This window comes from Caballeronia sp. LZ033 (assembly GCF_031451265.1).
Taxonomy (GTDB): Bacteria; Pseudomonadota; Gammaproteobacteria; order Burkholderiales; family Burkholderiaceae; genus Caballeronia.
Window position 1 is genome coordinate 1,155,002 of the sequence record NZ_JARUXQ010000002.1, and the last position, 26,690, is coordinate 1,181,691.

Sequence of the window (26,690 nt, forward strand, 5' to 3'; positions counted from 1 at the left end):
GGATGAACTCGTGCAGTGTCACGGCACGGTCATGCCGATGACAATAATGTCTCGTGACACGGCGAATCTTCCCCACGACGAGACATACGCACATGGTCACGAAGAACCCGCAAGACTCCGCACCGCTCGCCTCGCGCCGCGGCTTCCTGAAGTTCGCGGGCGCCTCCGGCCTCGCCACCGCAGCAGGCGCAATGAGCCGCTCTGCTACGGCAACGACGGACACGCCGGACGGCACGCCCGAACAGATCCACCTCACTTGGGGCGAGGATCCGTCGAGCGAGGTGGTCATCAACTGGGCGTCGCTCGCACAGGCCACTGCGCCGCGCGTGCGGCTGCAATCGGACGATGGCCACGCCCACATGATCCATGCCGTGCAGCGCACTTACACGGATGGCCTCAACGGCGAGATCGTGTGTACTTATCATGCGCGGCTGCGCGACCTGCGTCCGGATACTCAATACCACTACGAAGTCACCGCCGACAACGACAGCAACGCCGGCCAGCCCTTCACGTCGAGCTTCCGCACGGCGCCGCGCGGACGGCACGCGTTCCGCTTCACCAGCTACGGCGACCTGGCGACGCCGAACACGAACTGGGTGCTGTCGTCGCCGCAGAGCCGCTTCGCGGTGCAGGCGGTGGAGCGCTTCGAGCCGCTGTTCCATCTGCTCAACGGCGACCTCTGCTACGCCAACCTCAACCCCGCGAGCCAGCCCGACGTGTGGCGCGACTTCGGCAACAACGCGCAGACCTCGGCCGCGAACCGTCCGTGGATGCCGTGTCCGGGCAATCACGAGATCGAGTTTCACAACGGCCGGCAGGGCTTCGACTCGTATCTGACGCGCTACACGCTGCCTGACAACGGCACGCGTTTTCCGGGCCGCTGGTATAGCTTCCGCGTGAGTTCGGTGCTGTTCATCTCGCTCGATTCCGACGACGTCGTCTATCAGGACGGCGCCGCCTTCGTGGCCGGACCCAATCCGCTGGTGCCCGCCGCGAGCACCGGCAATCCGCCGATCGCCCCCGGCACCTCGTTCTATGTGCGCGGCTACAGCCAGGGCGAGCAGAGCCGCTGGCTCGAAAAGACCTTGCGCGAAGCCTCGCATGACGACGGCATCGACTGGATCATCGTGCAGATGCATCAGGACGCGCTTAGTTCGTCGAAGACGGGCAACGGCTCCGACAAGGGCATCCGCGAAGCGTGGCTGCCGCTGTTCGACCGCTATGGCGTCGATCTCGTGCTGTGCGGCCACGATCACGACTATGAACGCAGCCATCCGGTGCGCGGCTGCAATCATCACGCGGGCCGTGACGCCGTGACGGGCGAACGCGTCGATACGCTGCAGCCGCGTCCCGTACACGGCTCGCCGCGCGCCAACGATCCGATCGATACCTCGCACGGCACGGTGCATCTGATTCTCGGCGGCGGCGGCACCAGCGCGCCGCTCGATGTCTACGGCACTGATACAGGTACCGGCCTGCCGCAGGCGCAGGTCTTCACGAAGCCGAACCGGCCCGTACCCGGCACGACGGCGGGCACGTTCGTGCGGCCTGTCGCGGATGCCGTCGAGGACGCGATCTGGTCGGCGCAGCGTGACACCGGCACGGGCTATGGCATTGCCGTGTTCGATCACGATCCGGGCGAGCACGGCGGCCGCACTTCCATCACGATCAACTACTATCACGCCCCCGGCGCGGACAAGACGCCCACGGCGGACTACGCGCTTTTCGAAACCATCGTGCTGGAGAAGCGGCGCGGGCGTTGATCCTCCACGCCGGTTACGTCGTTCTCTTCAAGGGGGACGCTGAGACCGGCGTCCGCTTCGGCCGGACGGACGAGCAACACGAGCAGTTCAGGCTTGACACCATCGCCGCGCGGGGCGAAAAGTGCGTGAAGCGGCAGAAGCGGCAACATGGCTGAACCTCTTTTAGCGGGGAGTCGAGCCGACATCCTGGCGCGGCGCGGTCCTGCGGCACCCTGTTTGTTGCTATGTCATTGTCTGCAACGTTCGGTACGTTTCTTGCCCTTATCTCCATTCCGCAAGACTAGGGACACCGACATGAAAAAGGGAAACAATGGCGCGTTAGCGGAATCGAGCTTCTCCACTTATGCCAATCCGCTGATCGGCGAAGCGTCCGCGCAGGCCACGGTGCTCGAAGACAGCACGGACGCCGAGGAACTGCACAAGCTGCGTGTTGCACTGCGGAGGCTGCGCACCTTGCTGTGGGCGTATCGACCGATTCTGAAGAAGGATTTCGACGACCAGCAGCGCGCCCTCCTGAAGTATCTGGCCAGCGCGGCAGGCAATACGCGCGACTGGGACATCCTGATCGAACTCGTCGACAAGAAAAGCAGCGCGCCCTTGCTCGATGCCTTCCGCGAACAACGCAGCGCAACTGCCGCAAAAAGCCGCGATACGCTCTCGCACGCGAAGCTCAAGCAGATGCTGCACGAGTCGCTGAGCGAGGCGAACCGCGAACTCAATACGGCGGCGCAACGCACGCCGCTGACCCAGTTCGCCCGGAAGCGCGTGACGGCTGCGGAAAAACAACTGAGCAAACGCATACGCTCGGCCGCGAAGGCGAAGGGCAAGGACTACGCGCAGCTGCACGATGTACGCAAGGCTGGCAAAAAGGTACGCTATCTGGTCGAGTTCTTCGAGCCGCTTCTCGGCGGCAAGCAACGCAAGACGCTGAAGGGCCTCAAGCGGATGCAGAAGCGCTTCGGGGCGTTGAACGATGTCGTCGCAAGTCGCGCGCTGCTGGAACAGCATCTCGACGCGCTGCCGGATGGCGCGGCCGCACAGAAAGCGCTGCGCTCGCTCAAGAAGGAGCAGAAGCGGCGCATGAAGGCCGCTGTGCGCTTGCTGTAAGGCTTATCCGCGCGCGACGATCCCGCGCGGCAAATGTGGCGCATTCTGCGCAATCTGATCGAGTTCGTCGCGCACGCCTTCGATGTCGCGCATGTCGTGCAGATAGGGATCCGCTGCGTGGATCGCTTCCAGGCGGCGTCTTACGGCGCCGTATTGCGCCCCCGCGCGCCGGTGCAATTCGGCGCGCTCGCTGTAGCGCAGAAAGGTCTGCAAGGACGCGAGCACGGCGGCGCCGATACTCGTCAGCCCGATCACGATGCGCAACTGCGGCGAGATGGCGGTAGCGACGAGCGAGAGAAAAGCCGATGTGCCCGTAGCGGTCGTGATGCCGATGACAGCCAGTCCGAGCTTCCTGCCGCTTGCGGTCAGACGGTCGGCCATCGTGTAGTGACGGATCTGCGATTCGCGGGCTCGTCTGATCCAGTTCAGCACCAGCGCCCGCGCGTCTTGCGGCGGCTCACAGGTTTGATGTAACGGTTCGGTCATGGTCCATGCAGGGCTTGAGTGAAACCCAGTGTAGCGTTCGACCGTGGACAAACCGTGTCCCTGTCTTGCGTCTTTAAGCGTGCCCGAAGGCGTCCGCGAATTCACTGGACAGAAGCCGAAAGCGACGCTTCTTCGGGCAATTGAATTGCGCATGGCTGCGTACACTTCTTTACATGGCGCAACGCACCGCGCCAGCAAAAGCGAAGCGATATTCACTGAGCAAACCGGCTTACCCTCAACTTTCTTACCGGTTGCAGCAGGTGTCGTAGTCGCAGAAGTACCGGAGTGGTTGCAGCAGATGGAGTGGCGTTGTCGGGAAATGTGCCGTTTAGAAGTCGCAGCAATAGCAGTGATAGCAGTAACAGCAGTCACAACACAAAAACAGCAGGTGTCACAGACGTACCGGTAGACGTAAAAAACTTGCCCCGGCCGAGCGCATCCGCCGGGGCTTTTCTTTGGGTCGACGGCTTCTACGTTCAAGGAAGGGTCATGCAGCGCCGAACACGGCTATCGGTGCAAAAGATCGTGCAAGGTGCTCCACAAGAAAATTCGCCTTGGGTACACTAGCTGCTGCCCGACAGGGCGATACCCTGCCAACGGTAACGCGAGAACAAAAACATCGGAGCGAATTTGAGGAAACGAGCCACGGTCGTCTGCCGAAGAGGCAAACGCATTCTGCTGGTCGCGCGGCGCGAATCCAAATGGGCGCTGCCCGGCGGCATCCTCAAGCGCGGCGAAGACCTTTCGGATGCCGCGCTCCGCGAGCTGAAGGAAGAAACCCGCCTGTCGGGCAAGTCGGCCAAACATCTGTTCAACTATCGCGGCGACCAGAAACATCACCACGTGTTCTTCTGCGACATCTCGAAGAGCGCTAAGGCACGGGCCAGCAATGAGATCGCGCGTTGCCGCTGGGTGCATGTCGACGAAATCGCGCGGCTCGCCACCAGTTCGCCTACCAAGGTCATCGTCAAGATTCTCGGCGAGAAGCGCAACGGCGCACGCGGCAAGTAGCTTAGAAGCGTCGCGGACGCGCATCGGTTACCCTGAGAACCTTTTGGGTCCCACACGCCTGCTTGACCGCCCATGAACACGCCCCAAGACGACTACGCGCTCAATCTCGACCACATGTCCGCCGCTGACATCGCGGCGACGCTCCCCGCCAGCGTGCTTGCCACGCTGCACGGCACCGACATCACCGTGTTCCGCGTTCCCGACGACGCCTCCGACACCGCCGCATGCAGCGAGCGCTTCGGCATCGACCTGGAGGATTGCGCGAACACCATCGTCGTGCGCTACAAGAAGGATGGCGGCGAACAATACGCGGCGATCGTCACGCTGGCTTCGAAGCGGCTCGACGTGAACGGCGCGGTCAAGCGCGCACTCGGCGCGCAGCGTATCTCGTTCGCGTCGCGCGAAGTGGCCACCGAACACTCCGGCATGGAGTATGGCGGCATCACCGCGTTCGGCGTGCCGGCCTCATGGCTCGTGCTGGTGGAAGCCGCCGTCATGGAGCGCGCGCGCGTGGTCATGGGCGCGGGCGTGCGCGAGGCGAAGCTGCTGCTGTCGCCGCAACAGCTGCTCGCGCTGCCCAACGCGACGGTCGCGCCGCTCGCCACCTGAACCCGTAGACAGACGCGCTACCGGCTCACTTGCCCGGCGTGAGCACCACCCTGAAGCGCGCCTTGCCACTCATCATGCGGTCATAGGCTTCGGCCGCGCGCGACAGCGGATATTCCTCGATCATCGGCTTCACGCCGGACAGCGCGCTGAACGCGAGCGTCTCCTGCGAATCCGCCGCGGTGCCTGACGGCCAGCCCTGCACCGAGTTGCGCCCCATGATGAACTGCGTGATCGGCACCTCGACCGGTTCGTCGGAGATGCCCACCATGATCATCTTGCCGTTCAGTCCGAGCCCGCCGATGGCCGCATTCATCGCGCGGCCGCTCGTCGCTGTCGCCAGGATCACGCGCGCGCCGCCCAGCGCCTTCAGTTCATCGGCGACGTTCTGCGCTTCGCTGTCGATGTAGTGATGCGCGCCCAGTTCCTTCGCCAGCGGCGCCTTGTCCTGACCGCGCGCGATCGCCACGGTCTCGAAGCCCATCTTGCGCGCGAACTGCACGCCCAGATGCCCCAGCCCGCCGATGCCCAGCACCGCGACCACATCGCCGGCGCGCGCGCCGCTGTTGCGCAGCGCATTGAAGGTGGTGATGCCGGCGCAGAGGAGCGGCGCGGCATCGACGTCGGCGAGATCGTCGGGCATGCGCGCCAGCGCTTCCTGCGGCGCCACCATGTAGTCGGCATAGCCGCCGTCATAGCTGATGCCGGGCACGAGCGCCTTCTGGCAAAGCACGAAGTCGCCATGGCGGCAATGCTCGCAATGACCGCAGTGTCCGCCGTGCCAGCCCACGCCGATGCGCTGCCCCTGCTGCCATCCTTCGACGCCCGCGCCGAGTTTCTCGATCACGCCCGCGATCTCGTGTCCCGGCACGCGCGGAAACTGGAGTCCGGGCCACAGCCCTTCTTTCGTCAGCGAATCGCTATGACAGATGCCGCACGCCTGAACCTTGATGAGCACATGGCCTTCCGGCGGTTCTGGCACGTCGCGTTCGACGACTTCGAGCGGACCATTCGCTTGCGCCACCTGCACTGCCTTCATCTTCGCCATGGCTTGCTCCTGTCAAAGAACTTCAGAATAGGATGCCGTCCGGCGTTTTGAAAGCTCGGGGGCGCGCTCAGCGCTCGTCGTCGGCGAGCAGCGACGCCAGCGGCACCGTATGCCTGACGAACGGCGAGCGAATGACGATATAACTGAAGTATTTCTCGATGCCCACGTTCCGGTCGACGAGCTTCTCGATCACCTCCTGATAGTGACCGATATCCTTGACGAGAAACTTGAGCAGGTAGTCATAGCCGCCGCTGACGAGATGGCACTCCGTGACTTCCTCGACATCGCGCAGATTGGCCTCGAAGCGCACGAAGTCTTCACGGCGGTGATCGTGCAGCATGATCTCGGTGAAGACCGTCACCGTGCTCGTGACGCGCGTCAGATCGAGATGCGCGCCATAGCCCGAAATGATGCCCGCCGCTTCGAGCCGCCGCACGCGTTGCAGACACGGACTCGCCGACAGCCCGACCACGCTCGCGAGATTCGCGTTCGTGATGTTGCCGTTCTTTTGCAGTTCGGCCAGGATCCTGATGTCGATGCGGTCCAGCTTCTGTCGGTGGTTCATGTCGTGCGGGATCGATGGAGGCCACGCGGCTGCGTCAGCCTTCGGCGAGCTCGGCGTGATGCGCCGTGACGAGTTGCGCCATGCTCGTGAACTTGAAGTCGACGGCGGGTTCCGTGAGCGTCTTCACGGTCGCGCCGAAGCCGCGCTGCTCGAAGCGCCGGTGAATCCAGCAGCCATGCATGCCGTATTCCTCCGCCGGAAGCAGATCATGATAATTGCTGTCCGCCACGTGCAGCGTTTCCCGCTTGTCCACGCCGAGCCGGGCCAGCACGTCGAACAGATAGTCGAAGTTGCGGCGCGCCGGCTTGTAGGAACCCACGTCCTCGGCGGTCACGATGGCGTCGAACTCGACACCGAGCTTGCGCTTGCTCGCCTCGAAGCTTGCATTGTCCACGTTCGAGACGATGACCAGCCTGAAATACTTCTTCAGATACTGAAGCGTGCTGGCCGAGTCCGGAAACGCGGGCCAGTCGCCGACCGACGCGCCATAAGCGATGGCCTCGTCCCACGCATAGCCGACCTCCCATTCTTCCGCCACGCGCTTGTACACGATTTCCAGCAAGCGGTTGTAGGCGAGATCGGGCGTGAGCAACTGCTGCTTCGATTCGTGACGCGCATGCGCTTCCAGAATCTGATCGCGCGTGAGCATGACGGGAAGCCGCGCCGCCAGCTTCGCCAGCCCGGCGGCGATGCCGGCTTCCCAGTCGATCAGCGTGCCGTAGCAATCGAACGTCAGTGCCTTGAATTCGGTGAGCCGCACACCTTTCTCCTCATGACTGAGCCAACGCTTCGCGATGCGCCTGCGCGAGTTCCGCCATGCTGTTGAAGCGGAACGCGATAGTCGGCTGCGCGCCCGGATCCATGGTTGCGCCGAAGCCCGGCTGCGCATGCCGCCGATAAATCCAGCACGACGTCAGACCGAATGCATTGGCCGGCTTGTGATCGTGGAACAGGCTTTCGGCGGTATGGAGAATCTTCTCCTTGGCGATGCCGCGCTCGCCCAGCTTCTCGATCAGGTACTCGAAATTTCGCGGCGACGGCTTGTACGAACCGACGTCTTCCGCCGTGATGATCGCATCGAACGTCACTTGCAGCTTCGTGTTGCTGTGCGTAAAGCTCTCGTTGTCCACGTTGGACAGGATCACGAGCTTGTAATGCTGCTTCAGATACTGGAGTGCTTCCGCCGAATCCGCGAAGGCCGGCCAGTGCCGAATGGAACGGCCATACGCGATGCATTCCTCGTGCGTATGCGGCACGCCCCATTCCTCGGCCAGACGCTTGTACACGATGGGCAGCAGATCCTGATAACGCTTCGCCGGCGTGTACTTTTGCTGCGCGGATTCATGCCGCGCGTGCGCTTCCAGCACCTGATCGCGCGTCAACGAAGGCTTCACGCGTTCGAGCAGCGGACGCAGCCCTTCGAAGATGCCGCTTTCCCAGTCGATCAGCGTGCCGTAGCAGTCGAAAGTGAGGGTGTCGAAGTCGGTGAGTTTCACGGTCGCTCCTGTCTGATGGCGAGGGGTGGAGCAGTCAGTGTAGTGAGACGTGGCGGCAGCCGGAGCCGATGTTGCTCGCTGCAACCGCAGCTTGTGCGGTTCGTGGCCCGTGCCGCAGCAGATTCTGCTGCACGTGCGCAAGCGGGCTTCGTGACCTTACCAGAACGACCGGTCGAATTTTTAACTGCTTGAGAGCCCCATCCATCTGCACTACATTGGTGTTCCTTCGAAACCGTCTGGAGACGAGTCCATGCGCTATCCCGTCCTTGCCCTGGCTGCCGTATCCGTTTTCTCCGTGGCCGCGTCCGCCGCCGCGCAGGAGGTCGTCACGTTCGGCCACTCCGCGCCGCTCACCGGCCCGCAGGCGCCGAACGGCAAGGACAACGAGAACGGCGCGCGGCTCGCCATCGACGAACTGAACAAGGCGAACATCAGCATCGGCGGCAAGAGCGTGACCTTCAAGCTGGATTCGCAGGACGACCAGGCCGACCCGAAAGTTGGCGTGCAGGTGGCGCAGAATCTTGCCGATCACAACGTGCTCGCCGTGCTCGGGCCGTATAACTCGGGCGTCGCAATTCCGGCCTCGCGCGTCTACAGCACGGCGGGCATCCCGCTGCTGCCGGTGGCGTCGAACCCGGCGCTGACGAAGCAGGGCTTCAAGAACATCTTCCGCATCGGCGCCAGCGACGAGCAACTCGGCGGCACCATGGGCGAGTTCGCCGCGAAGACGCTGAAGGCGAAGACCGCCGCGATCATCGACGACCGCACCGCGTACGGCCAGGGCGTCGCCGAGCAGTTCGAGAAGGTGGCGAAGGCGAATGGCATCAAGATCGTCGACCAGCAGTTCACCAATTCACAGGCCACCGATTTTCTCGGCATTCTCACGGCGATCAAGTCGAAGAATCCCGATGTGATCTTCTTCGGCGGCTATGCGTCGCAAGGCGCGCCGATGGCCAAGCAGATGAAGCAGCGCGGCATTCGCGCGAAGCTGCTGGGCGGCGACGGCATCTGTTCCGCCGACATGGGCAAGGTCGCGGGCGAGGCGGCGTCCATCGTCTATTGCGCGCAGGGCGGCGTGGCGCTGGACAAGACGCCGGAAGGCCGCGCCTTCCTGAAGAAGTACCAGGATGCCTATCACACGGACACGCAGGTCTACGGCGTCAATTACTACGACGGCGTGAAGATGCTCGCCGACGCCATGGTCAAGGCCGGCACCACCACCGACAAGGCGAAGCTCATCGCGCAACTGGCGAAGGAGAAGTACAAGGGCGTCGCGGGCACCTATTCGTTCGACGCCAGCGGCGACCTGCAGGGCGCGCCTACCACGGTCTACATGATCCGCAATGGCCTGCCCGTTCCCTATGCACAATAAGTCTCACCGCACAACGCAATGAAACTCTCCCGATCCATTTCGACCGTCGAAGTCCATACCGGCGGCGAGCCGTTCCGCATCGTCACGAGCGGCCTGCCGCGTCTGCCCGGCGACACCATCGTGCAGCGCCGCGCCTGGCTGAAGGAACACGCCGACGACATCCGCCGCGCGCTGATGTTCGAACCGCGCGGCCATGCGGACATGTACGGCGGCTATCTGACCGAACCGGTATCGCCGGAAGCGGACTTCGGCATCATCTTCCTGCACAACGAAGGCTATAGCGATCACTGCGGACACGGTGTCATCGCGCTGGCGACCGCGGCGGTCGAACTGGGCTGGGTGCAGCGCACGAGCCCGGAGACGCGCGTGGGCATCGATGCGCCGTGCGGCTTCATCGAAGCGTTCGTGAAGTGGGATGGCGATCACGCAGGCTCCGTGCGTTTCGTGAACGTGCCGTCCTTCATCTGGAAGCGCGACGTGACCGTGGACACGCCGAGCTTCGGCACGGTCACGGGCGACATCGCGTACGGCGGCGCGTTCTACTTCTACACCGATGGCGCGCCGCACGACCTGCCGGTGCGCGAGTCATCGGTGGAGCAGCTGATCCGTTTCGGCGCGGAGGTGAAGGCAGCGGCCAACCAGGCGTTTCCGCTCGCGCATCCGGACATTCCGGAGATCAATCACATCTACGGCACGATCATCGCCAATGCGCCGCGTCATCCCGGCTCCACTCAAGCCAACTGCTGCGTGTTCGCGGACCGCGAAGTGGACCGTTCGCCGACCGGCTCCGGCACGGGCGGGCGCGTCGCGCAGCTCTATCTGCGCGGACAGCTCGGCGCGGATGAAACGCTGGTGAACGAGTCGATCGTCGGGACCGTGTTCAAGGGGCGCGTGCTGAAGGAGACCATGGTGCACGACATTCCGGCGGTCATTCCGGAGATCGAAGGCGAGGCGTATATCTGCGGCTTCGCGAACTGGATCATCGACGAACGCGATCCGCTGGCCTACGGGTTTCTGGTGCGCTGAGGCGCGTCGGCCGATGGAACGCGCGCGTGGCAAGCCCGGCGCAAGCGGCGACTTCGTCGTGCTGATGCTGCTGGGCATTGCGCTGTTTCTGCTGCACGCCTTCACCAACGGCCGCTACGGCTTTCATCGCGACGAATTGTCGACGCTCGAAGACGCCCGCGCGCTCGCGTGGGGTTATGTCGGCGTGCCGCCGGTCATGCCGTTCCTCGCGCATGTGGGCACAACGCTGTTCGGGCCGTCGCTCGTCGGGCTGCGAGTCTTTTCCTCGCTCGCGATGAGCGTGGCGCTCGTGCTCACCGGACTGATGGCGCGGCACATGGGCGGAACCCGCTTCGCTCAGACCGTGGCCGCGGTCGCCGCCGCAATCAGCAGCGTCGCCCTGAATGCGGGCAGCCTGTTCCAGTACGTCAGCCTCGACTACCTGTGCTGGGTGGCGGCGGCGTACTGTTTGTTGCGCGTGCTGTCGTCCGATGATCCGCGCGGGTTCATCGGCGTCGGCATCGCGGTCGGGCTCGGCTTGCTGACCAAGTACACGATGTCGTTTCTCGCGGCGGGCATCGTCGCCGGCGTGCTGCTCACGCCCGCGCGGCGGCATCTGCGCAGTCCGTGGCTGTGGAGCGGCGTGGCGCTCGCGGGGGTAATCGTGCTGCCGCATCTCGTCTGGCAGATCGAGCATGACTTCATCTCGCTCGACTTCCTGCAAAGCATCCATCAACGCGATGTCGCGCGGGGCCGCACCGCAGGCTTCCTGTCCGGCCAGTTGTGGATCGCGGCAAGCCCGTTCACGCTTCCGTTGTGGCTCGCCGGGCTCTACAGCGTGCTGTTCGGCGCGGACAGCATGCGTTTCCGCGCAATCGGCTGGATGTTCGTCGTGCCGCTCGTCCTGTTCATGGTCGCGCACGGCCGCGACTACTACATGGCGCCCGCCTATCCGATGCTGCTCGCCGCCGGCGCCGTCTGCGGCGAGCGCGCGTTGGCCGCCCTGGACGCGCGGCGGGCACACATCGCCGGCATGTGCGTGTGGACGCTGCTCGCGCTCGGCGGCGTGCTGGGCGCGGCGCCCGTGCTGCCGGTCGCGCCGTTGGGGTCGGCATGGTGGCGCAGCGCCGACCGCCTCAACGGCGGCAACTTCAACGAGGAGCTCGGCTGGCCGGAACTTGCGCAAGCCGTCGTGCGCGTCCGCGATGCGCTGCCCGCCGGGCAGCGCGCAAACGCGGGCATTCTCGCCGCCGATTCGGCCCAGGTCGCCGCGCTCAGACTCTATGGCGCGCGCGACGGCCTGCCGCCGGCAATCTCCGGCACCAATACGAACTGGTTTCGCGGCTACGGCGATCCGCCGCCGCAACCGCTGATCGTCGTCGGTGTGCCGGATGATTTCGTACAACGCGAACTCGTCGCGTGCCGGATCGCCGGGCATGCGGACACGCCGCTGGGCATTACAAACAGCTCGATGCGCCAGCGCGACATTTACGTCTGCGACGGTCCGCGTCAACCGTGGCCCGCGTTCTGGCGCGCGGTGAAGCGCTACGGCTAACGCGCCGTCTGTTCCCGCGCGCACGCGTCGCCCTCGCGTTCCAGCCACGAACGGAACAGCACGATCAGCCGTTCGTCCTGACGGCCTTCCGCGACATACGTGCAGTACGTACGCGACGGCAAGCGCGGCGCGTCGAACGGTGCGATCAGCCGGCCCGACGCGAGATCGTCGGAGACGAGCGCCGTGGGACCCATCGCGATGCCCATGCCGTCGACGGCCGCCTGCAAGGTCAGATAGAAATGGTCGAAGCTCATGACGGCGGCCGGACGCAGCGTCGGCACTTCGGCTTTCGCGAGCCAGTCGGGCCACACGCGCGGCAGACTCGACGCGTGCAGCAGCGTGTGCCGTTCCAGATCCTGCGGAACCCGCAGCGGCACGCGGCGCAACAGCGCCGGACTGCACACCGGCAGGCGCTCTTCGGCGAGGAACGGCTGCATCGCATAGCCGTAGAAGGTGTCCGGACCACCGCGTATCACGATGTCGTGACTCTCCTTCAGCGCCTCGACCGGTTCGTTCGACGTCTCCACCCTCACTTCGACATCCGGATGCGCGCGGCGGAAGTCTTCGAGTCGCGGCACCAGCCAGCGCAGCACGAAGGTTGCGGGCGCATTCACGCTGAGCGTGCGGCTCACGGCTTCGGACAGTCCATAGCGGGCGGTGGCCTGCGACAGCTGATCGAACAGCGGTCCGATCTGCGCGAGATAGGCCTCGGCGGCGGGCGTCAGCGCAACGCGCCGGTTATGGCGCTCGAACAGCGGCGCGCCGAGCCACGCCTCCAGCAAACGCACTTGCTGGCTCACCGCGCCTTGCGTGACGTGGAGTTCGGCGGCGGCCTGCTTGAAACTGCCGAGCCGTCCGGCGGCTTCGAAGGCACGCAACGCATTCAACGGCGGCAAGGTCCGGTTCATCTTCAGGAGAGATTTTCTGACGCGACATCCGAAGATAAGTGGTTTGTGAGCGGCTTACAAGATAGTTATTCTCTTGAATACGCCAATCACAGCCCGAAAGCACGCTCATGCTCAGTTATACCGGCGGCGTCGTCCTGCTCGCCGCCCTGCTCCATGCAAGCTGGAACGCGATGTTGCACGGCAATCGCGACCGCTTCTTCTCGATGACCTGGATGAGCATCGCCATCGGCGCGGTATCGCTCGTCGCGGTGGTGTGGCTGCCGTTGCCGGCCCCGGCAGCGTGGCCGTATGTGATCGCGTCGGGATTCGTGCACGTGGTCTACAACGTGAGCCTCGTGCGTTCGTACCGGCGCGGCGATCTCGCGCAGGCGTATCCCATCGCGCGCGGCTCGTCGCCGCTGCTCGTCACCCTGGGCGCGGCGCTGTTCGCGCATGAGGGCATCGGCGCGCTTCGCGTGCTCGGCATCGCGCTGATCTCGGCCGGCATCATGGCGCTCGCGCTGCGCGGGCGGCACGTCTCGCGCGCGGGCGCGCTCGCGGCGCTGACCACCGGCGTGACCATCGCGGTCTATACCGTGATCGACGGCATCGGCGTGCGGCTCTCGGGCGATCAGCCGTTCGCCTACACGGCGTGGATGTTCCTCTTCTACTGGTTCATGCCGCTGATCTTCGTCGTGCGACGCGGCGCCGATGCCATCTGGAAGCCCGTCTTCGCCGCGCCGATGTCGGTCGTCTCGTCGATTGCGGGCGGGCTTGTCTCGATTGCCGCGTACGGCATCGTCATCTGGGCGATGCAGTCGGGCGCGATGGGCGCCGTGTCCGCATTGCGCGAAACCAGCGTCGTGTTCGCGGCGCTGATCGGCCGTGTGTTCCTGCGCGAGAACGTCGACGCGCGGCGCTGGATCGCCTGCGTGGTGGTCGCCGCGGGCGCGGTGTGTCTCGGGCTTTGAACGGCCGTTACATGCGAGCGACGTCGATCACCGCATCGGCGAAGGCGCGCGGCGCTTCCTGCGGCAGGTTATGCCCGATTCCGCCCGTGATCGTCCGATGCTTGTACTTCCCCGTGAACTTCTTCGCATAGTCTGCCGGCGCGGGATGCGGCGCACCGTTGGCATCGCCTTCCAGCGTGATGACCGGCACGCCGATGGACGGCCCCTTCGCGAGTTGCGCCTCGAGCGCGTCGTATTGCGGCTCGCCGTGCGCCAGCCCGAGCCGCCAGCGATAGTTGTGAATCACGATGTCCACGTGATCCGGATTGCCGAACGCCGCGGCTGAACGCGCGTAGGTCGCGTCGTCGAAGTGCCATTGCGGCGACGCCGTCTGCCAGATCAGCCGGTTGAAATCGTTCCGGTTCGCGTCGTAGCCCGCGCGGCCGCGTTCGGTCGCGAAGTAAAACTGATACCACCACGACAGCTCGGCCTGCGGCGGCAGTGGCGCCTGGTTCGCCTGCTGGCTGCCGATCAGATAGCCGCTCACGGAGACCATCGCCTTGACGCGCCCCGGCCACAGCGCCGCGACGATGTTCACCGTGCGCGCGCCCCAGTCGAAACCGCCCAGCACCGCATGCTCGATCGAGAGCGCATCCATCATCTCGATCACATCGCGCGCGAGCACGGCCTGCTGGCCGTTGCGCGGGGTATCGGCGGACAGGAAGCGCGTCGGGCCATAGCCGCGCAGATACGGCACGACGACCCGATAGCCCGCCGCGGTCAGCATCGGCGTGACTTCGGCGTAGCTGTGGATGTCGTACGGCCAGCCGTGCAGCAGGATCACGACCGGCCCGTTGCGCGGCCCCGCTTCGGCATAGGCGATGCTGAGCGTCGGGGTCTCGATATGCTTCAGGTGCGTGAAGCTTTCCGGCAACGCGGGTGCGGGAGCGTTCCGCGCTTCCGCCGCCTCGACGAGCCCGCTCAGCCCCATCTCAAGCAAGCCGATGCCGGCGACGGCGGTGCCGAGCAGACGGCGGCGGCGGTTATCGATGCGGTCCTTCATGATCTTTTCCTCTCGTTGTCAGGTCTATTCGGCGAGGGATCATTTGAAGCGCCGTACGTATCCGCCGTGTGTCGAGACGCGCGGCGCGTGCAACGCACTGTGTCGGCGGATCGGGCGGATACAGTGGGGTACAGAAACCGCCCACGGTAACAAGAAGCAAATGACGCCATCGACAGCGGCGGAGCCGGTTACCATTCTTGTCTGAGCGCTTAATAGCAACAACGAGCAAGCACGAGCAAGCGCGGGCGAGTCCTGTCACCCGAAGACGAGGGCCGCCCGATAGCGAACTTCAAGGGTGTCATGTCAAAAGCTGAAGACGCAATCGCACGAGATCCGGCGGGCGATGCCGCAGAGCCGCCGCACGGAACACAGGAAGAGGCAGCAAGCGAAGCAGAAAGCGCAGCACAGAACGACACGAGCCAGGAACCGGAAGCGCCCGCCGTCACGCGCACCGGGCCGCTCACCGAAGCCGCGCTGTTTGGCCGGCAGACGCCGCCCGCCGCACCCGCGCCTCCCGAGGCCGCACCGCATGTGCATCCGCCCGGCGCGGGCAGCAGCTATCGCGCGCTTGCGGGGCTGCTCATCAGCTACGCGCTGCTGATCGTCGGCAACGGCCTGTTCCAGACGCTGATTCCGTTGCGCATCATGCAGTCCGGCTATCCGACCATCGTGATCGGTCTGGTTCAGTCGTGTTACTACGCCGGCTTCATCCTCGGCGCGATGGTCAACCGCAGGCTCATCGACCGCATCGGACAGCACCGGACGTTCGTCGCGTACTCGGCGGCGGCATCGATCCTCGCGCTCGCGTTCGGCGCCGCGCAATCGCCGTGGACGCTCGCGCTCGTGCGCCTGCTGACCGGCTTCGCCTTCATGGGCCTGTATGTGTCGATCGAAAGCTGGCTCAACGGTACGGTCGAGAACGAGAAGCGCGGACAGGTCTTCGGCACGTATGCGGCCATCAACTATCTCGCGGTGGGCAGCGGGCAGTTCCTGCTGAACTTCGGCGCGGGCATGGGCGGCCAGCAATTCTCGATCGCGGCCGCGCTGTTCGCGGCGGCCGTGATGCCGGTGACGCTGCTCGAAGGCTGGCCCGTCAAGGTTGCCGACGAATCCCTGCACCGCGTACCGGCGCGAACCTGGCGGGAAAGCGTGCGCGACATGATGGCCGCCGCGCCGCTCGCCGTGCCGGGCTGCGTGCTCGCGGGTTTCATCTACAGCGCCTTCTACGCGATGATGCCGGTCTACCTCCAACGCGCCGGCTTCTCGACGAGCGAGCTCGCGACCTTCATGGGCGTTGCATTGATTGGCGCACTCGTGCCGCAATGGCCGATGGGCCGCCTCTCCGATCGCTTCGACCGGCGTCGCCTGGTGTACATCACCGCATCGATCTCGGCGACGCTGAGCCTCGTGCTGTTCTGCATCGACGTGCGCGTGGTCACCTGGTGCGCGACACTCGCCTATGTAGCGGTCACTTTCACGCAGTACGGCCTGATCGTGTCGCACGTGCAGGACCGGACCGAGCCGCATCATCGGGTGGCCATTTCCGCGACGCTGCTCGCGCTGTTCTCGTTCGGCGGCATGGCGGGCCCGGCGCTGGCGTCGTCGCTGATGACGGTCGTCGGCCCGAGCGGGCTGTTCCTCTTCAACGCGCTGTCCTGTGTGTTGCTCGCATTGAGCGCACGGCGCGCGCTCGGCATTCATCTGCGCGGTGCGCATGCCGGCGCCTGACGGCATGCGACATCGCTCTTTACCAACGCATTACGCAGAGAAAAACAAAAGCTTACGAATAATTGCGTAAATTCGTTTATTCCGAAGACAAAATGCCATTATCTTTCGCTTTCTGCGTGAAAAGCACTGATAGTTGGCCGACAAGTCGCCGTCACCCCGAGTAAATTCGTAAAAGGCATGAACTGGCGGAAAGGACGCGAGCGAGACGTCCGCCGCCGGAGCATCCGTGACGGGCGCAGTCGCGCCCGCGCATCGGGTCTCGGGGATTCAATGAACGACCATCACGACCAAACACGACTTGAAGTGGTTTGCGACGAACAGGGTTTCCTCGCGCTCGAACGCGAATGGAATGCGCTCTGGCTCAAGGCAAACGGACGGTATTTCCAGCGCTTCGACATCTGCCTGCTCGCCTGGCGGCACGTCGCCGCTGCTCAGGGAAGGAAGTTGCATTGCATCGTGCTGCGCGAGAACGGCGAACTGCGGCTCGTCTGGCCGCTCGTTTCGTGGCGGCGCTTTCTCTGGACCTATTTGCTGCCGCTCAGCCCGGATGCCGCCGACTACACCAGCGTGCTCGTCGAGGACGGACCGCGCGCAGCGGGCATGATCGAAGCGGCGTGGCGCCTCGCCTGCGCGAAATGCAAGGCGGACTTCGTGCATCTGCCGTATGTGAACGAAGGTTCCGAGCTGCATCGCATCGCGCTGCGCGAACGGCACGTGCTGGGACGTTCGCGCCACGAGTCATGGGTCGCGCAGCTGCGCGACGAAACCGACTGGGCCACGTACTGCCGATCGCTCGGCACCATGAACGGCAAGAAGCCCGGGCAGCTGGAACGGCGTCTCGCGAAGGAAGGTGACTTGCGCGTGCGGATGATCGAGCCGTCCGATGTAAGCACGATCGATCAATGCGTGCGCGCGATGCTCGCGTGGAAGCGCCAGTGGGGCGAGCGCACCGGCAAGCAGGGCGTGTGGCTGTTCTCGTCGCATTACCAGACCTACCTGATGGCGACGCTGACCAAGCCCGGCGGCTTTCCCACGGGCGAACCGCCTGCGCGTCTGATTGCCGTCATGCTCGGCGACCAGCCGATTGCCGTATCCATCATGAGTCACGGCAATCCGCTCGCCAACGCGGTGATCGCCAGTTTCGATCCGGCCTACGGCAAGTTCGGCGCCGGCGCGGTGGCGTGGGAACACGCGGTGAAGTGGGCGCTGGAGCAGCACTACGACATCGACTTCGGCGTCGGCTCGGAGCGCTTCAAGACCTACTGGGGCCGTGGCAACCGCAGCTATGCGTGGTCGATGCAGATCGGCAACTCGGCGTGGGGCGTGATCGGCCACGGCATCGTGCGAGCGCTGCGCGAACTGTACCTGTGGCTCAAGGGCGGCATGCCCGCTACGCGCGGCGCGACGGCACGCGCAGGCGAAGGGCCCGACGGCACGGCGACGATGGAGAATCTTGGGAAGTGAACTGAGCGGGGCGCGCTTGCTTCTTTGCCGGCTTCAATGCCCTACGACGGACGGATCCGCTTCATCCACCGATGACGCGAGCGGCCTGCGCCGCTCCGTCACGGTCTCTCATGCTTACACCAGCGCTTCGACCTGACGACGCGGCAGCATCCGGTCGAATTCGCGCTTGACGATGCCGTAGCATTCGCACGCACGCTCTTCCAGGCCCGCGCGGTCCAGCACCTTGATGCAGCCGCGGCTGTGATGAATCAGGCCCGCGTCATGCAGCTTGCCGGCGGCTTCGGTCACGCCTTCGCGACGCACGCCGAGCATGTCCGCGATCATCTGTTGCGTCACGCGCAGCTGGTCCGACGGGGTGCGGTCCGTCTGGATCAGGAGCCAGCGGCACAGTTGCTTCGACAGCGAGTGGTGACGATTGCACGCAGCCGTCTGTGCGACTTGCGTCAGGAGGGCTTGCATATACAGCAGCATCACGCGGCGCAGGAAGTCGGAGCGGCCGAAGTGCTCGCGCAGTGCGCCCGCGCTCATGCGATACGCGAAGCCGGAGCACTGGACCTGCACGCGCGTCGGCATCGTGTCGCCGCCGGTCAGGACCGGCACGCCGGACATGCCTTCGCGTCCGACTGCCGCGACTTCGACCGAACCGCCGTCTTCCATCGTGTGGAGCAGCGAGATGATTGCCGTCGTCGGGAAATACACGTGATGAATGCGCTGGCCCGAGTCGCAGAGGAGTTGCTCGGTGCGCAACTGGACGAGTTCGAGATGCGGCGCGATGGCCTGCCATTCTTGCGCCGGAAGCGCGCCCAACAGGTGATTGCCGTGCAGATCCGATTGAAGTGTCAACATGTTCTTATGCTCTTTTCTCTGTGCGCTTCTTTGCGCCTGATTTTTTTCTGGCCCCCAGCGGCTTCGCGATCAATTCTGTGTCGATCGTCGAAGCCGCTGTGACCAGCCCCGTTGCACTTGGCCGCCGCTGCTTCTTGTGGTTTTGGATCGCGGCGGCCTTCGTGCTTGGTCATACATTAGCGAGAGGTGTGCCAGGCCACGTTCTGTATGGGGTCTGTGTGTGTTTGCGTCCCGACGCCCGAATGCGCGAACAGGGGCCGAACAAAAATGATTCAGACGTGAACAGTGACGTTCATACCGTAAGCGCACAGACCCCCGCAACGCGCTAACGTTTTCGTCTGCTGAATGGCCCGTCAGGCGGTGGATCAAGGCACCGGCAAGAATTGCCGCCGGGCTCGATTGCGAATGCCGGAGCCCCTTTCACGACGTAACAAGCGTTTTGCGAAAAACGTTGCATTCGTGGATACCGTTTGGAGGGGAGATTCCGACTGCGTCGCCGCACTGAGTTCCGGGAGCCTTGTGCGGCGGGGCCCGGGCGGATTTCATTTCGTTTCGTGCACGGAGCCACCGGCCGCTCACACCGAACGCAAGGTTCGTCAAAAAATGTTGCATTGCGTACACGATTGCGTGTTTCAGGCGGACCGACACTTGCACCGATGGCCCGCAGCGCCTTGCTGGACGCGCTTTCCGGCAGATTTACCGCCACGCATATCCTCCGACCAGAACTCCGTTCGATGGCGCACGGACGGCGTCGAAAGCGGGAGGCATGCTCGACCGGCACTTTCATTCATCCTCCCCGCGCCGGTCGACCGTGCGTCGATCGCTGTCCCTCGATCAAACAGCTTCCCGCGCAAGCGGAACGTCTGGAGACTGGAATGTCGAATGCGAACTTCTATGAAAGCGGAGAGTATTGGACCGGCAACAAGTCCTCGCACGATCAGGACGCGGAGTACAAGTTCAGCAATGCCGTGCGGATCCTGAGCAAGAACGGCATCAAGCCGGAGTCCATCCTGGACGTAGGATGTGGCGGCGGCAAAGGAACCGCCCTGCTGGCGCAGGAATACAAGGTGCCGACGCTGGGCATCGACATCTCGCCGCAGTCGATCGCCGACGCGAAGAACGAATTCCGCCACCCCAATCTGGAGTTTCGCGTGACCGAGCTCCAGGACATCGATCAGCACGTCGACCTGGGCATCATGTTCGATGTCTTCGAGCACGTCGACGACTATCTTGGCTTCCTGCGCACGGCGCGTCCCAAGGCGAACTACTGGCTGTTCAATATCCCGCTGGACATGAACGTCGCCTCGTTGCTGACGCGCGGTTACCTGGACCTGCGCAAGTCCGTGGGCCACCTGCACTACTTCTCGACGCGCAGCGCGCGGGCCACGCTCGAAGACAGCGGCTTTGGGATCATCGACGATCAATTGCCCCTGGCCTTCATGCAGCGGCTCAAGACGGGCGTGACGGTGCGTTCAGCGCTCGCCGTGGCGCCCCGGCTCGCGCTCTCGATGATCAGCGCGGCGCTGGTCGCCGACGTCCTGGGCGGCGTCTCGATGATGGCGCTGTGCAAATCAACGCGCTGAGTGCTGTCTGGAAGGCGCGCGAGTGACGCGCGCCTTCACTTCACCCGTCACATCTGCGGCATCTTGCCGTTGAAGCTGCCGCTCGCCATGTAGCGCAGGAACAGCGGGATGCCCGAGAGCTTGGCGGCGAACCATGGAATCGACGCTTCGTCGTCCACCGGGATGGCCTTCAGCGAAAAGCGGTCGGTCCGCTGATCGTTCCAGCCGACATCGCAGGTTCGCGCCGTCCGATACCCCGCCGCCCGCAAATACGCGATCTCGCGCTTGCCGTAGCGTCCGTTCGGATACGCGAAGTGCAGGCAGTCCGCGCCCACCAGGCGTTCGACTTCCTGACGGGCCGCGCTGATCTCGACCTCGCATTCGGCGTCGTCGCAGCACGGCAGCACCGGGTGAAAGCGCGTATGCGACTGGAAGTCCACCCACGGTTTCATCGCGGCGATGTCTTCCGCCGTCAATGCGCTTGCATGGCCTTCCGCGAGCGGCGAGAAGCCATGTGCGCGCAGCCGCGACAGGCGTTCCGCATTCGACAGCCGCCTGAGCCGCGCGACGCCCTCGCGCGCCGCGCCCTCGTGCTGCCACCAGAATTGCCGCTGATTCGCCACCACGCCGCTGCACACGAAGATCGTCGGGCGCACGTTGTGTTTCCTGAACACGGGCAGCAGCTTCGCGTTGCCCGCATTGCCGTCGTCGATGGTGATGACCGCGCGCGGCCTGCCGTTCGACGGCCGGTCGATCTCCGCCAGCGGGATGATCTCGCAGATCGTCGCGAGATAGCTGAGATGCCGGTCCAGCGATTCCGGACTCGGGTCGTGATACAGCAGGATCGCGACCTTGTCGCGCCAGAACGTCCTCCGCACCATCGCGCACGCGCCGCTCCATAACAGCGAACGCGCCATCAGCTCGCGCACCATCCTCTTCGGGTTCATCGCCTGTTCTCCTCGCTCATCAATGCGGGTCGATGCTTCTGTTCCTGGTCCTGATGTCCTGGCTGTTGCGGCTGCTTCGGCAACAGATAGCGCGGCAAGGGCCCGACCGGCCAGTCGAGGCCTTTGTCCGCGACCGTGACCGCCGTCTCGCGGCCGTCCCAGTTGCGTTGCACGTAATCGCCCGCCGGCAGCGCCAGATGCACCGAGTCGCGCTTCGCCACCGACCATCCGCTGATCACCGGGCTGTCGTTGCCGGTGCCGCCACCATATTGATAGACCTTGATGTCGGCGCTATCGACCCATGCCTTGCTCCAGGCGCGATCGCCCAGCGTCGCAGACCACACGGCGGCAGCGGCGAACGCCGGCTTCGGCGAGAGATCGGCGCGCACCAGGCCGAAGTTGTTTTCCCGGTCGTCGGGGTCGGTGCCGTCGTCCACCAGGTCGTACCAGCAGACCCCTCGCGCCGTGTTGAAGCGGCGCGTCAGAAGATAGGTGCGGAGAAAGTACGCGGCCTGCTTCGTCTCGTTCTGCTGCTTCGACACCGGCGCGCTCGGCCAGCCGATTTCCGTCACCCACACCTGCAGGCGCCGGCCGTCGCTGGGACGGTTCTTCGCCGTCAGACCGCTCAGATAAGGCCAGATGGTCATCATGCTGACGGGCTTGACCGGCGACTTGTCCCCGTCGAAGCCCACCTCGGGCGCGGCCGGATACATATAAGGATGAATGCTGAAGCCGTCGTTGTAGTCGATGGCGCCGGCTGCGCGGATCGCGTTGAAGCAGGCATCGACGGGAACGCCGCCCCATTCGCCTCCGCAGGCAATCACGCCCGCCTGCCGATCCGCCTGCTTGATGACCGGATAGACGCGCTTCAGCAACTCCACATAAGGCGAGTAGCCGATCAGGATCAGGCGCGGCTCGTTCCAGACTTCCCAGTAATTGACCTTCCCCTTGTAGCGCTTGACCATGGCATCGGCATAACGGGCAAACGCATCGCGTGCGGCGGCGGTCATCGGGAAGCTGAGCTTCTCCTTGAACAGCTCGGGGTAAGCGACCGGATTGCCGTAGTCCAGCAGCACGAGCGTGGTCAGCCCCATTTCATGCGCGAGTTTCATCGACTCATCGAATTGCGCAGGAAACATGAACACACCGGGCTTTTTCTCGATGGTGTCCCACGTCAGCTCGCCGCGAATCCACGAGAAGCCGGCCGACTTGATGATGGACAGCAGCGTGGCCGGCGCGTTGTCGCCCTGGTCGAAGTTCGCGCCCACGCCGAAGTCCGCCGGACCCAGCGTGGTCCGGTGCGGCAGCGCGGCGAGATTGATCTGCCGACGCGCGAGCGTGGCGCCATTCGGTGAAAGCAGTTGCACGTCCAGCTGATAGAAGCCCACCGCGGGCAGATCGGCCTGCACGGTCACCACGGCGGACAGCAGCACGCTTCCCACCATCTGCCGCCACGATGCAATGGGCGTCAGCACCGGCACGCCATCTTCCTGATAGCCACGCAGGCTCAGCGCCAGGTGCGTGCCGGTCAGCGCCTGATTGCCGTCGATGGCCAACCGGATGCTCTTCTTGCCCGCCCCCTGGCTGAGCAAGCCCTGGACGGGGTTCTGCACGGTGAAGCTGATATCGGCGTCCGCCGCCTGCGCGCTCAGGGCGACGAGCGCGCACATCCATGCCGCGATCACGCGCAGCACCACGTTCCGCCAGCCTGCCACCGCCCTCCTCATGAGCGCGATCCCTGCCCGGCGTGCCGGGCCACGACGGGCGGCGCGGCCTGAGGCGGGCTCTTGTCGAAGGACGTTCCCGCGATCCGGTATTCGCGCAGCCTGTGATACGCCATGCCGACGAACGCCCAGGGCGCGAGGTAAGCGAACTCGGGAACCGACATCATCATCATCACGAAGACGGCAATCAGCGAGATGCGCAGCGCCTGCGACCGTTCGGAGCTGTCGAGCCTGAAGGCGGGATAAAGGAACAGCCAGCTGAAGAGCGCGACGCCAAGAATGCCATTGTTGACCAGCAGCGTGGACGCCATGTCGGTGGAGCGGATATAGCCGAAGCCCACGCCGACAATCTGATTGGCAAGCGGAAGTGACGCCCAGAACTCGATGCTCGCCATGAAGTTGCCGAAGCGTTCGGCGCCGGAGTCGTTGCGGCCATTCACCTTGTCGATGATGCCGTGCTCGAAGAAGTCGCCGATGTAGTTGCGGAACACGTAGCACAGCAGCACGAGAATCAGCAGCGAAAGCAGGACGCGCAGGACATCGATCCTCATGCGCGATGCCTTGACCGCCGCGAAGCACAGGAGACCGACGAGCGCCGTCGTCGACACGGTCAGGACCAGCGACAGCCCGATGATGCGGGCGGGCCACGGCGAGCGGGACACGGTGCGCGCATACACCCAATAGGGAAAGATCGAGAACACGTACATGGACGGTTCGCCGGTCAGGCTCTTGATGCGGGCGAACGTGTGTCCCGCGAGGTCCACGGTCTGGAAGGCGATCGACATCACGTCGTTGGTGCCGAGATCGGAGCCGAAGCCCCGGTTGCTGATGACGTCGCCGGACACGCCGAAGATAAGGAAGTACACGAATTCATACAGGCCGAACAAGGCCATCACCACGCCGCCGGCGATAAAGGGTTTATCCCAGCTTCTGTCGTAGAAGAGAGAGACGAAAACACCGAACAACACGATCACCATCAGATAGAGCGATTGCGTGAAGAGCGAATTGCGCAACACGAACGATCGATCGAGCGGATTGACCAGCACCACACCTTTGAAGCGAATGGTGTAATCCACCATCATGTCGGCGAGCTGGCTGCCCGAGAAGAAGAACAGCCATAACAGAAAGGCCATGGCCAGCGTCGTGATATAGCGCGCGCGCAGGTTTGCTCCCGCCAGCATCACGACGAGCGGAGAAAGAAAGCTGAACAGGAAACCTGGAACGGTTCCCTGAATGGACGGAATCACCAGCACCGACGATATCGGGATGAACAGCGCCCAGACGGTGAAATAGCGATTGATCGTAGGGTTCATGTCCTCGTTCCGGCGAGCGAATGTGAAGTCGAGTCGTGTCGATGAACGGGGCTGCGCGGGCTAAGGGTACAGCGATTCAGCAGAGGTTCTATGTACGTTTTCGCACCGACTCATTTCCCGTTTCACGCGGACATGTAAAGACGGCGCGTTGCTCAGGAATCCATCTGGTTTCAGTAATTTTCGATAAGCCTTGAATGCATTCATATTATTCAGACAAAGCCATTCCGCAATTAAATGCATAAGAAATAAACCGGCATGCTTTGCACGTTGTTTTTCTATTCCCGGCGCTTCGTACGAACTCGCACATAAGCCCAAAAGTCGCTCACGTAGCATTGCCAAGTATTTTTATGCGAAGCGAATGCGCTGACGAATCACTTTATCTACGCTGTCTTTTCGACCGGCTGCCAGAGCGGCTCGTCCCGACGCTGATTGCGGGCATTCGGGCTACGACGAAGTACCACGGAGACGCGATGGACAAAGCCATCTTTCGTAACTTCGCCATCAATTTCACGGGACTGATTCTGCCGACCTTCGTTTCGCTGGTCACGGTTCCGACTTACATCAGGCTGCTGGGGCTCGAGCGCTACGGCATCATTGCGCTCGTCGGCGTGTATATCGCCTATTTCGCCATGCTCGATCTCGGCATGGGCATCGCGACGGAAAACCGCATCTCCCGCGCGCATCTGTCGAATAACGAGCTTCCCATCGACCGCGTCTTCTGGAGCGCGGTGTGGACCAATCTCTGCACGGGGATCGCGGGCGCCGCGATCATCTACGGCGCCGCCCTGCTGTATGTGCATCACATGACGTCGCTGCCGCCGGCCTTGCAGGGCGAACTTCACGATTCGTTGCCGTGGCTCGCGCTCTGCATTCCGGTCGCCAATCTCTCGGCGGTATTCGTCGCCTCCATTTCAGGCGCGCAGCGCTTCGGGATTCTCAACACGAGCCAGACGGTCGGCACCTTCGTCGAGCAGTTGTTGCCCATTGCCGTGGTCCTGCTGACGCGTCCCAGCCTGCCCGCCGTGCTCGCCACCATCACGCTGGTCAGGCTCTGCACGCTCGTAGCGCTGGGCGTGGCCGCCGTGCGCGTGCTGCACATCAAACGCGTGCTGGGCCCGCGCCTGTCGACGATCCGCAACCTGTTCGGCTATGGCGGCTGGATCATGCTCACCACCGTGATCGCGACGATCATGGAAACGCTCGACACGGTGATCCTCGGCATGGTGATGGGCGCGCGCTACGTCACCTACTATTCCGTGCCGCAGAACCTGGTCTCACGGCTCAGCCTGCTGCCGCTTTCGCTGACGCGCACGCTGTTTCCCCGCCTCGTCGCCTGCGAGCGCGCACACGCCGACGAGATCGTGCAGAACTCGCTCAGCTTCCTCACTGCGCTGTTCACGCCGATCGGCATCGTCGCGATCTTCGCTCTCGGGCCGTTTCTCGACGTGTGGATCGGCCATGACCTGTCGGCCGTGTCGTCGCCCGCCGGACGCACACTGGTGCTCGCGGCGTGGATCGTCGGGCAATCCAACGTGCTTCGCGTGCTCGTGCAGGCGCAGGCGAACGCCGCGACCCTCGTGCGGCTCGGGCTGATCGAAGTGCCGTTCTTCGTCGGTTGCCTGTGGATCGCCATATCGAGCTTCGGTCTTATCGGCGCGTGCGTGACCGTGGTCATACGCGGCTTCGTCGATTACGGGATTCTGATTTTCCTCTCGCGTGTCGGCGCGAAACGCGTCGTGCCCGACATGCTTTCGCAACTCGTCTTCCTCGTCCTGAGCCTGGTTCTCGCCAACACCGTGGGCAGCCTTGCGCTGCTCGCCGCAACGGGCCTGCTCATGCTCGCGGCCAACGCCGGCTTCTCGCTCTACAAGTCGTCCACGCTGCGCGACATGGTGCTCGGCGTACTCATGAAGCTGAGCATGAAGCGCAGTGCCTGAGCGGTCATTCCGCAAACGTGAGGTCGAATGCAATGAAGATCGTGCACCTGGCGAATCATGCCGAGAAGATCGGCAACGGCATCGTGAACGTGATGGTGGACCTTGCCTGCCTCCAGTCGAAGGCGGGGCATCAGGTTGCCGTGGCGTCTTCCGGCGGGAGCTTCGAGGCGCTTCTCGAACGACACGGCGTGCGACATCTGACGCTGCCGCAAAGTCCGCGGCCGAGGCGCGGGCCGGCCATGCTGAGGGGCTGAA

General features: G+C 64.0%; 24 protein-coding genes. 13 read left to right on the forward strand and 11 right to left on the reverse strand.

The features are described from left to right. The first annotated feature begins 92 nt into the window (after nt 1-92). Together QCE62_RS21015 and QCE62_RS21020 are read left to right on the forward strand one after the other, a co-directional pair. Nucleotides 93-1,763: a fibronectin type III domain-containing protein gene (locus QCE62_RS21015; RefSeq protein WP_309922720.1), complete on the forward strand. Its 1,671-nt coding sequence runs from the start codon at nt 93-95 to the stop codon at nt 1,761-1,763. A 147-nt stretch (nt 1,764-1,910) separates the two neighbouring features. Continuing rightward, nucleotides 1,911-2,870, forward strand: coding sequence for a CHAD domain-containing protein (locus tag QCE62_RS21020; RefSeq protein ID WP_309922723.1), 960 nt, complete (start codon nt 1,911-1,913; stop codon nt 2,868-2,870). Nucleotides 2,871-2,873: 3 nt separating this feature from the next. Here QCE62_RS21020 and QCE62_RS21025 read toward each other — a convergent pair whose 3' ends face one another. Continuing rightward, nucleotides 2,874-3,356 (reverse strand): SLATT domain-containing protein, encoded by a 483-nt coding sequence (locus QCE62_RS21025; protein ID WP_309922726.1) that lies wholly within the window; start codon nt 3,354-3,356, stop codon nt 2,874-2,876. 630 nt (nt 3,357-3,986) lie between these two features. On the opposite strand from QCE62_RS21025, the gene QCE62_RS21030 reads away from it, so the two are divergent. Further along, entirely contained in the window at nt 3,987-4,367 is a 381-nt protein-coding gene (locus tag QCE62_RS21030; protein ID WP_309922728.1) for an NUDIX domain-containing protein, read from the forward strand. 72 nt (nt 4,368-4,439) lie between these two features. Further along, the gene (locus tag QCE62_RS21035; RefSeq protein WP_309922731.1) at nt 4,440-4,976 is read left to right on the forward strand and encodes a YbaK/EbsC family protein; all 537 of its coding nucleotides are present in this window, start codon (nt 4,440-4,442) and stop codon (nt 4,974-4,976) included. A 25-nt stretch (nt 4,977-5,001) separates the two neighbouring features. Here QCE62_RS21035 and QCE62_RS21040 read toward each other — a convergent pair whose 3' ends face one another. From QCE62_RS21040 to QCE62_RS21055, 4 genes are all read right to left on the reverse strand, one after another. Continuing rightward, nucleotides 5,002-6,021, reverse strand: coding sequence for an alcohol dehydrogenase (locus QCE62_RS21040; protein WP_309922735.1), 1,020 nt, complete (start codon nt 6,019-6,021; stop codon nt 5,002-5,004). A 67-nt stretch (nt 6,022-6,088) separates the two neighbouring features. Next, a complete protein-coding gene (locus QCE62_RS21045; protein ID WP_309922739.1) occupies nt 6,089-6,586 on the reverse strand; it encodes an Lrp/AsnC family transcriptional regulator in 498 nt (165 codons plus the stop codon). Nucleotides 6,587-6,620: 34 nt separating this feature from the next. Continuing rightward, on the reverse strand, nt 6,621-7,346 hold the full coding sequence (locus QCE62_RS21050) for a haloacid dehalogenase type II (RefSeq protein ID WP_309922741.1): 726 nt from the start codon (nt 7,344-7,346) through the stop codon (nt 6,621-6,623). Nucleotides 7,347-7,356: 10 nt separating this feature from the next. Further along, complete coding sequence (locus QCE62_RS21055; RefSeq protein WP_309922743.1) at nt 7,357-8,082, reverse strand: haloacid dehalogenase type II; 726 nt, start codon at nt 8,080-8,082, stop codon at nt 7,357-7,359. A gap of 250 nt (nt 8,083-8,332) precedes the next feature. Here QCE62_RS21055 and QCE62_RS21060 point away from each other — a divergent pair, with 250 nt between their 5' ends. Genes QCE62_RS21060 through QCE62_RS21070 form a run of 3 tightly spaced genes read left to right on the forward strand, consistent with a single transcriptional unit; the run spans nt 8,333 to nt 12,014 of the window. Further along, on the forward strand, nt 8,333-9,454 hold the full coding sequence (locus QCE62_RS21060) for a branched-chain amino acid ABC transporter substrate-binding protein (RefSeq protein WP_309922745.1): 1,122 nt from the start codon (nt 8,333-8,335) through the stop codon (nt 9,452-9,454). A gap of 18 nt (nt 9,455-9,472) precedes the next feature. Further along, a complete protein-coding gene (gene lhpH / locus QCE62_RS21065) occupies nt 9,473-10,480 on the forward strand; it encodes a trans-3-hydroxy-L-proline dehydratase (RefSeq protein WP_309922747.1) in 1,008 nt (335 codons plus the stop codon). Nucleotides 10,481-10,493: 13 nt separating this feature from the next. Beyond that, nucleotides 10,494-12,014 (forward strand): glycosyltransferase family 39 protein, encoded by a 1,521-nt coding sequence (locus QCE62_RS21070; RefSeq protein WP_309922749.1) that lies wholly within the window; start codon nt 10,494-10,496, stop codon nt 12,012-12,014. Here QCE62_RS21070 and gcvA read toward each other — a convergent pair. Next, nucleotides 12,011-12,922 carry a transcriptional regulator GcvA gene (gene gcvA / locus QCE62_RS21075; protein WP_309922751.1) on the reverse strand — a complete coding sequence of 304 codons (912 nt, stop codon included), beginning with the start codon at nt 12,920-12,922 and terminating at the stop codon, nt 12,011-12,013. The genes QCE62_RS21070 and gcvA overlap by 4 nt on opposite strands. 107 nt (nt 12,923-13,029) lie before the next feature. On the opposite strand from gcvA, the gene QCE62_RS21080 reads away from it, so the two are divergent. After that, the gene (locus QCE62_RS21080; RefSeq protein ID WP_309922753.1) at nt 13,030-13,872 is read left to right on the forward strand and encodes an EamA family transporter; all 843 of its coding nucleotides are present in this window, start codon (nt 13,030-13,032) and stop codon (nt 13,870-13,872) included. A gap of 7 nt (nt 13,873-13,879) precedes the next feature. Here QCE62_RS21080 and QCE62_RS21085 read toward each other — a convergent pair whose 3' ends face one another. Beyond that, a complete protein-coding gene (locus QCE62_RS21085; protein ID WP_309922755.1) occupies nt 13,880-14,914 on the reverse strand; it encodes an alpha/beta hydrolase in 1,035 nt (344 codons plus the stop codon). 300 nt (nt 14,915-15,214) lie between these two features. On the opposite strand from QCE62_RS21085, the gene QCE62_RS21090 reads away from it, so the two are divergent. Together QCE62_RS21090 and QCE62_RS21095 are read left to right on the forward strand one after the other, a co-directional pair. Continuing rightward, nucleotides 15,215-16,642 carry an MFS transporter gene (locus QCE62_RS21090; protein WP_309922757.1) on the forward strand — a complete coding sequence of 476 codons (1,428 nt, stop codon included), beginning with the start codon at nt 15,215-15,217 and terminating at the stop codon, nt 16,640-16,642. A 270-nt stretch (nt 16,643-16,912) separates the two neighbouring features. Next, complete coding sequence (locus QCE62_RS21095; RefSeq protein WP_309922760.1) at nt 16,913-18,106, forward strand: GNAT family N-acetyltransferase; 1,194 nt, start codon at nt 16,913-16,915, stop codon at nt 18,104-18,106. A 114-nt stretch (nt 18,107-18,220) separates the two neighbouring features. On the opposite strand, the gene QCE62_RS21100 is transcribed toward QCE62_RS21095, so the two are convergent. Then, nucleotides 18,221-18,952 carry a Crp/Fnr family transcriptional regulator gene (locus QCE62_RS21100; protein WP_309815229.1) on the reverse strand — a complete coding sequence of 244 codons (732 nt, stop codon included), beginning with the start codon at nt 18,950-18,952 and terminating at the stop codon, nt 18,221-18,223. 656 nt (nt 18,953-19,608) lie between these two features. Between QCE62_RS21100 and QCE62_RS21105 the strand changes: the two genes are divergently transcribed. Then, nucleotides 19,609-20,535: a methyltransferase domain-containing protein gene (locus tag QCE62_RS21105; protein ID WP_309922762.1), complete on the forward strand. Its 927-nt coding sequence runs from the start codon at nt 19,609-19,611 to the stop codon at nt 20,533-20,535. A 47-nt stretch (nt 20,536-20,582) separates the two neighbouring features. Here QCE62_RS21105 and QCE62_RS21110 read toward each other — a convergent pair whose 3' ends face one another. From QCE62_RS21110 to QCE62_RS21120, 3 genes are read right to left on the reverse strand one after another with little or no spacing between them, the layout of a single operon-like run. Beyond that, nucleotides 20,583-21,461 carry a polysaccharide deacetylase family protein gene (locus QCE62_RS21110; protein ID WP_309922764.1) on the reverse strand — a complete coding sequence of 293 codons (879 nt, stop codon included), beginning with the start codon at nt 21,459-21,461 and terminating at the stop codon, nt 20,583-20,585. Further along, on the reverse strand, nt 21,458-23,176 hold the full coding sequence (locus QCE62_RS21115; RefSeq protein ID WP_309922766.1) for a cellulase family glycosylhydrolase: 1,719 nt from the start codon (nt 23,174-23,176) through the stop codon (nt 21,458-21,460). Before QCE62_RS21115 ends, QCE62_RS21110 begins: the two co-directional genes overlap by 4 nt. Nucleotides 23,177-23,184: 8 nt before the next feature. Then, nucleotides 23,185-24,498, reverse strand: coding sequence for a hypothetical protein (locus tag QCE62_RS21120; RefSeq protein ID WP_309922768.1), 1,314 nt, complete (start codon nt 24,496-24,498; stop codon nt 23,185-23,187). Between the two features lie 470 nt (nt 24,499-24,968). On the opposite strand from QCE62_RS21120, the gene QCE62_RS21125 reads away from it, so the two are divergent. Together QCE62_RS21125 and QCE62_RS21130 are read left to right on the forward strand one after the other, a co-directional pair. Further along, nucleotides 24,969-26,435: an oligosaccharide flippase family protein gene (locus QCE62_RS21125; RefSeq protein WP_309922770.1), complete on the forward strand. Its 1,467-nt coding sequence runs from the start codon at nt 24,969-24,971 to the stop codon at nt 26,433-26,435. Nucleotides 26,436-26,467: 32 nt separating this feature from the next. Further along, a complete protein-coding gene (locus QCE62_RS21130; protein WP_309922772.1) occupies nt 26,468-26,689 on the forward strand; it encodes a hypothetical protein in 222 nt (73 codons plus the stop codon). The last annotated feature ends 1 nt before the right edge of the window (nt 26,690 follow it).

Bases quoted from the DNA above. Each gene is read 5' to 3' on its own strand.
- QCE62_RS21100 (WP_309815229.1), bottom strand. From the start codon at position 18,952: ATGTTGACACTTCAATCGGATCTGCACGGCAATCACCTGTTGGGCGCG.
- QCE62_RS21110 (WP_309922764.1), bottom strand. From the start codon at position 21,461: ATGAACCCGAAGAGGATGGTGCGCGAGCTGATGGCGCGTTCGCTGTTA.
- QCE62_RS21120 (WP_309922768.1), bottom strand. From the start codon at position 24,498: ATGAACCCTACGATCAATCGCTATTTCACCGTCTGGGCGCTGTTCATC.
- QCE62_RS21125 (WP_309922770.1), top strand. From the start codon at position 24,969: ATGGACAAAGCCATCTTTCGTAACTTCGCCATCAATTTCACGGGACTG.
- QCE62_RS21060 (WP_309922745.1), top strand. From the start codon at position 8,333: ATGCGCTATCCCGTCCTTGCCCTGGCTGCCGTATCCGTTTTCTCCGTG.
- QCE62_RS21025 (WP_309922726.1), bottom strand. From the start codon at position 3,356: ATGACCGAACCGTTACATCAAACCTGTGAGCCGCCGCAAGACGCGCGG.
- QCE62_RS21130 (WP_309922772.1), top strand. From the start codon at position 26,468: ATGAAGATCGTGCACCTGGCGAATCATGCCGAGAAGATCGGCAACGGC.
- gcvA (WP_309922751.1), bottom strand. From the start codon at position 12,922: ATGAACCGGACCTTGCCGCCGTTGAATGCGTTGCGTGCCTTCGAAGCC.
- QCE62_RS21090 (WP_309922757.1), top strand. From the start codon at position 15,215: ATGTCAAAAGCTGAAGACGCAATCGCACGAGATCCGGCGGGCGATGCC.
- lhpH (WP_309922747.1), top strand. From the start codon at position 9,473: ATGAAACTCTCCCGATCCATTTCGACCGTCGAAGTCCATACCGGCGGC.
- QCE62_RS21080 (WP_309922753.1), top strand. From the start codon at position 13,030: ATGCTCAGTTATACCGGCGGCGTCGTCCTGCTCGCCGCCCTGCTCCAT.
- QCE62_RS21070 (WP_309922749.1), top strand. From the start codon at position 10,494: ATGGAACGCGCGCGTGGCAAGCCCGGCGCAAGCGGCGACTTCGTCGTG.
- QCE62_RS21020 (WP_309922723.1), top strand. From the start codon at position 1,911: ATGGCTGAACCTCTTTTAGCGGGGAGTCGAGCCGACATCCTGGCGCGG.
- QCE62_RS21040 (WP_309922735.1), bottom strand. From the start codon at position 6,021: ATGGCGAAGATGAAGGCAGTGCAGGTGGCGCAAGCGAATGGTCCGCTC.
- QCE62_RS21015 (WP_309922720.1), top strand. From the start codon at position 93: ATGGTCACGAAGAACCCGCAAGACTCCGCACCGCTCGCCTCGCGCCGC.
- QCE62_RS21045 (WP_309922739.1), bottom strand. From the start codon at position 6,586: ATGAACCACCGACAGAAGCTGGACCGCATCGACATCAGGATCCTGGCC.
- QCE62_RS21095 (WP_309922760.1), top strand. From the start codon at position 16,913: ATGAACGACCATCACGACCAAACACGACTTGAAGTGGTTTGCGACGAA.
- QCE62_RS21035 (WP_309922731.1), top strand. From the start codon at position 4,440: ATGAACACGCCCCAAGACGACTACGCGCTCAATCTCGACCACATGTCC.
- QCE62_RS21085 (WP_309922755.1), bottom strand. From the start codon at position 14,914: ATGAAGGACCGCATCGATAACCGCCGCCGCCGTCTGCTCGGCACCGCC.
- QCE62_RS21105 (WP_309922762.1), top strand. From the start codon at position 19,609: ATGGCCCGCAGCGCCTTGCTGGACGCGCTTTCCGGCAGATTTACCGCC.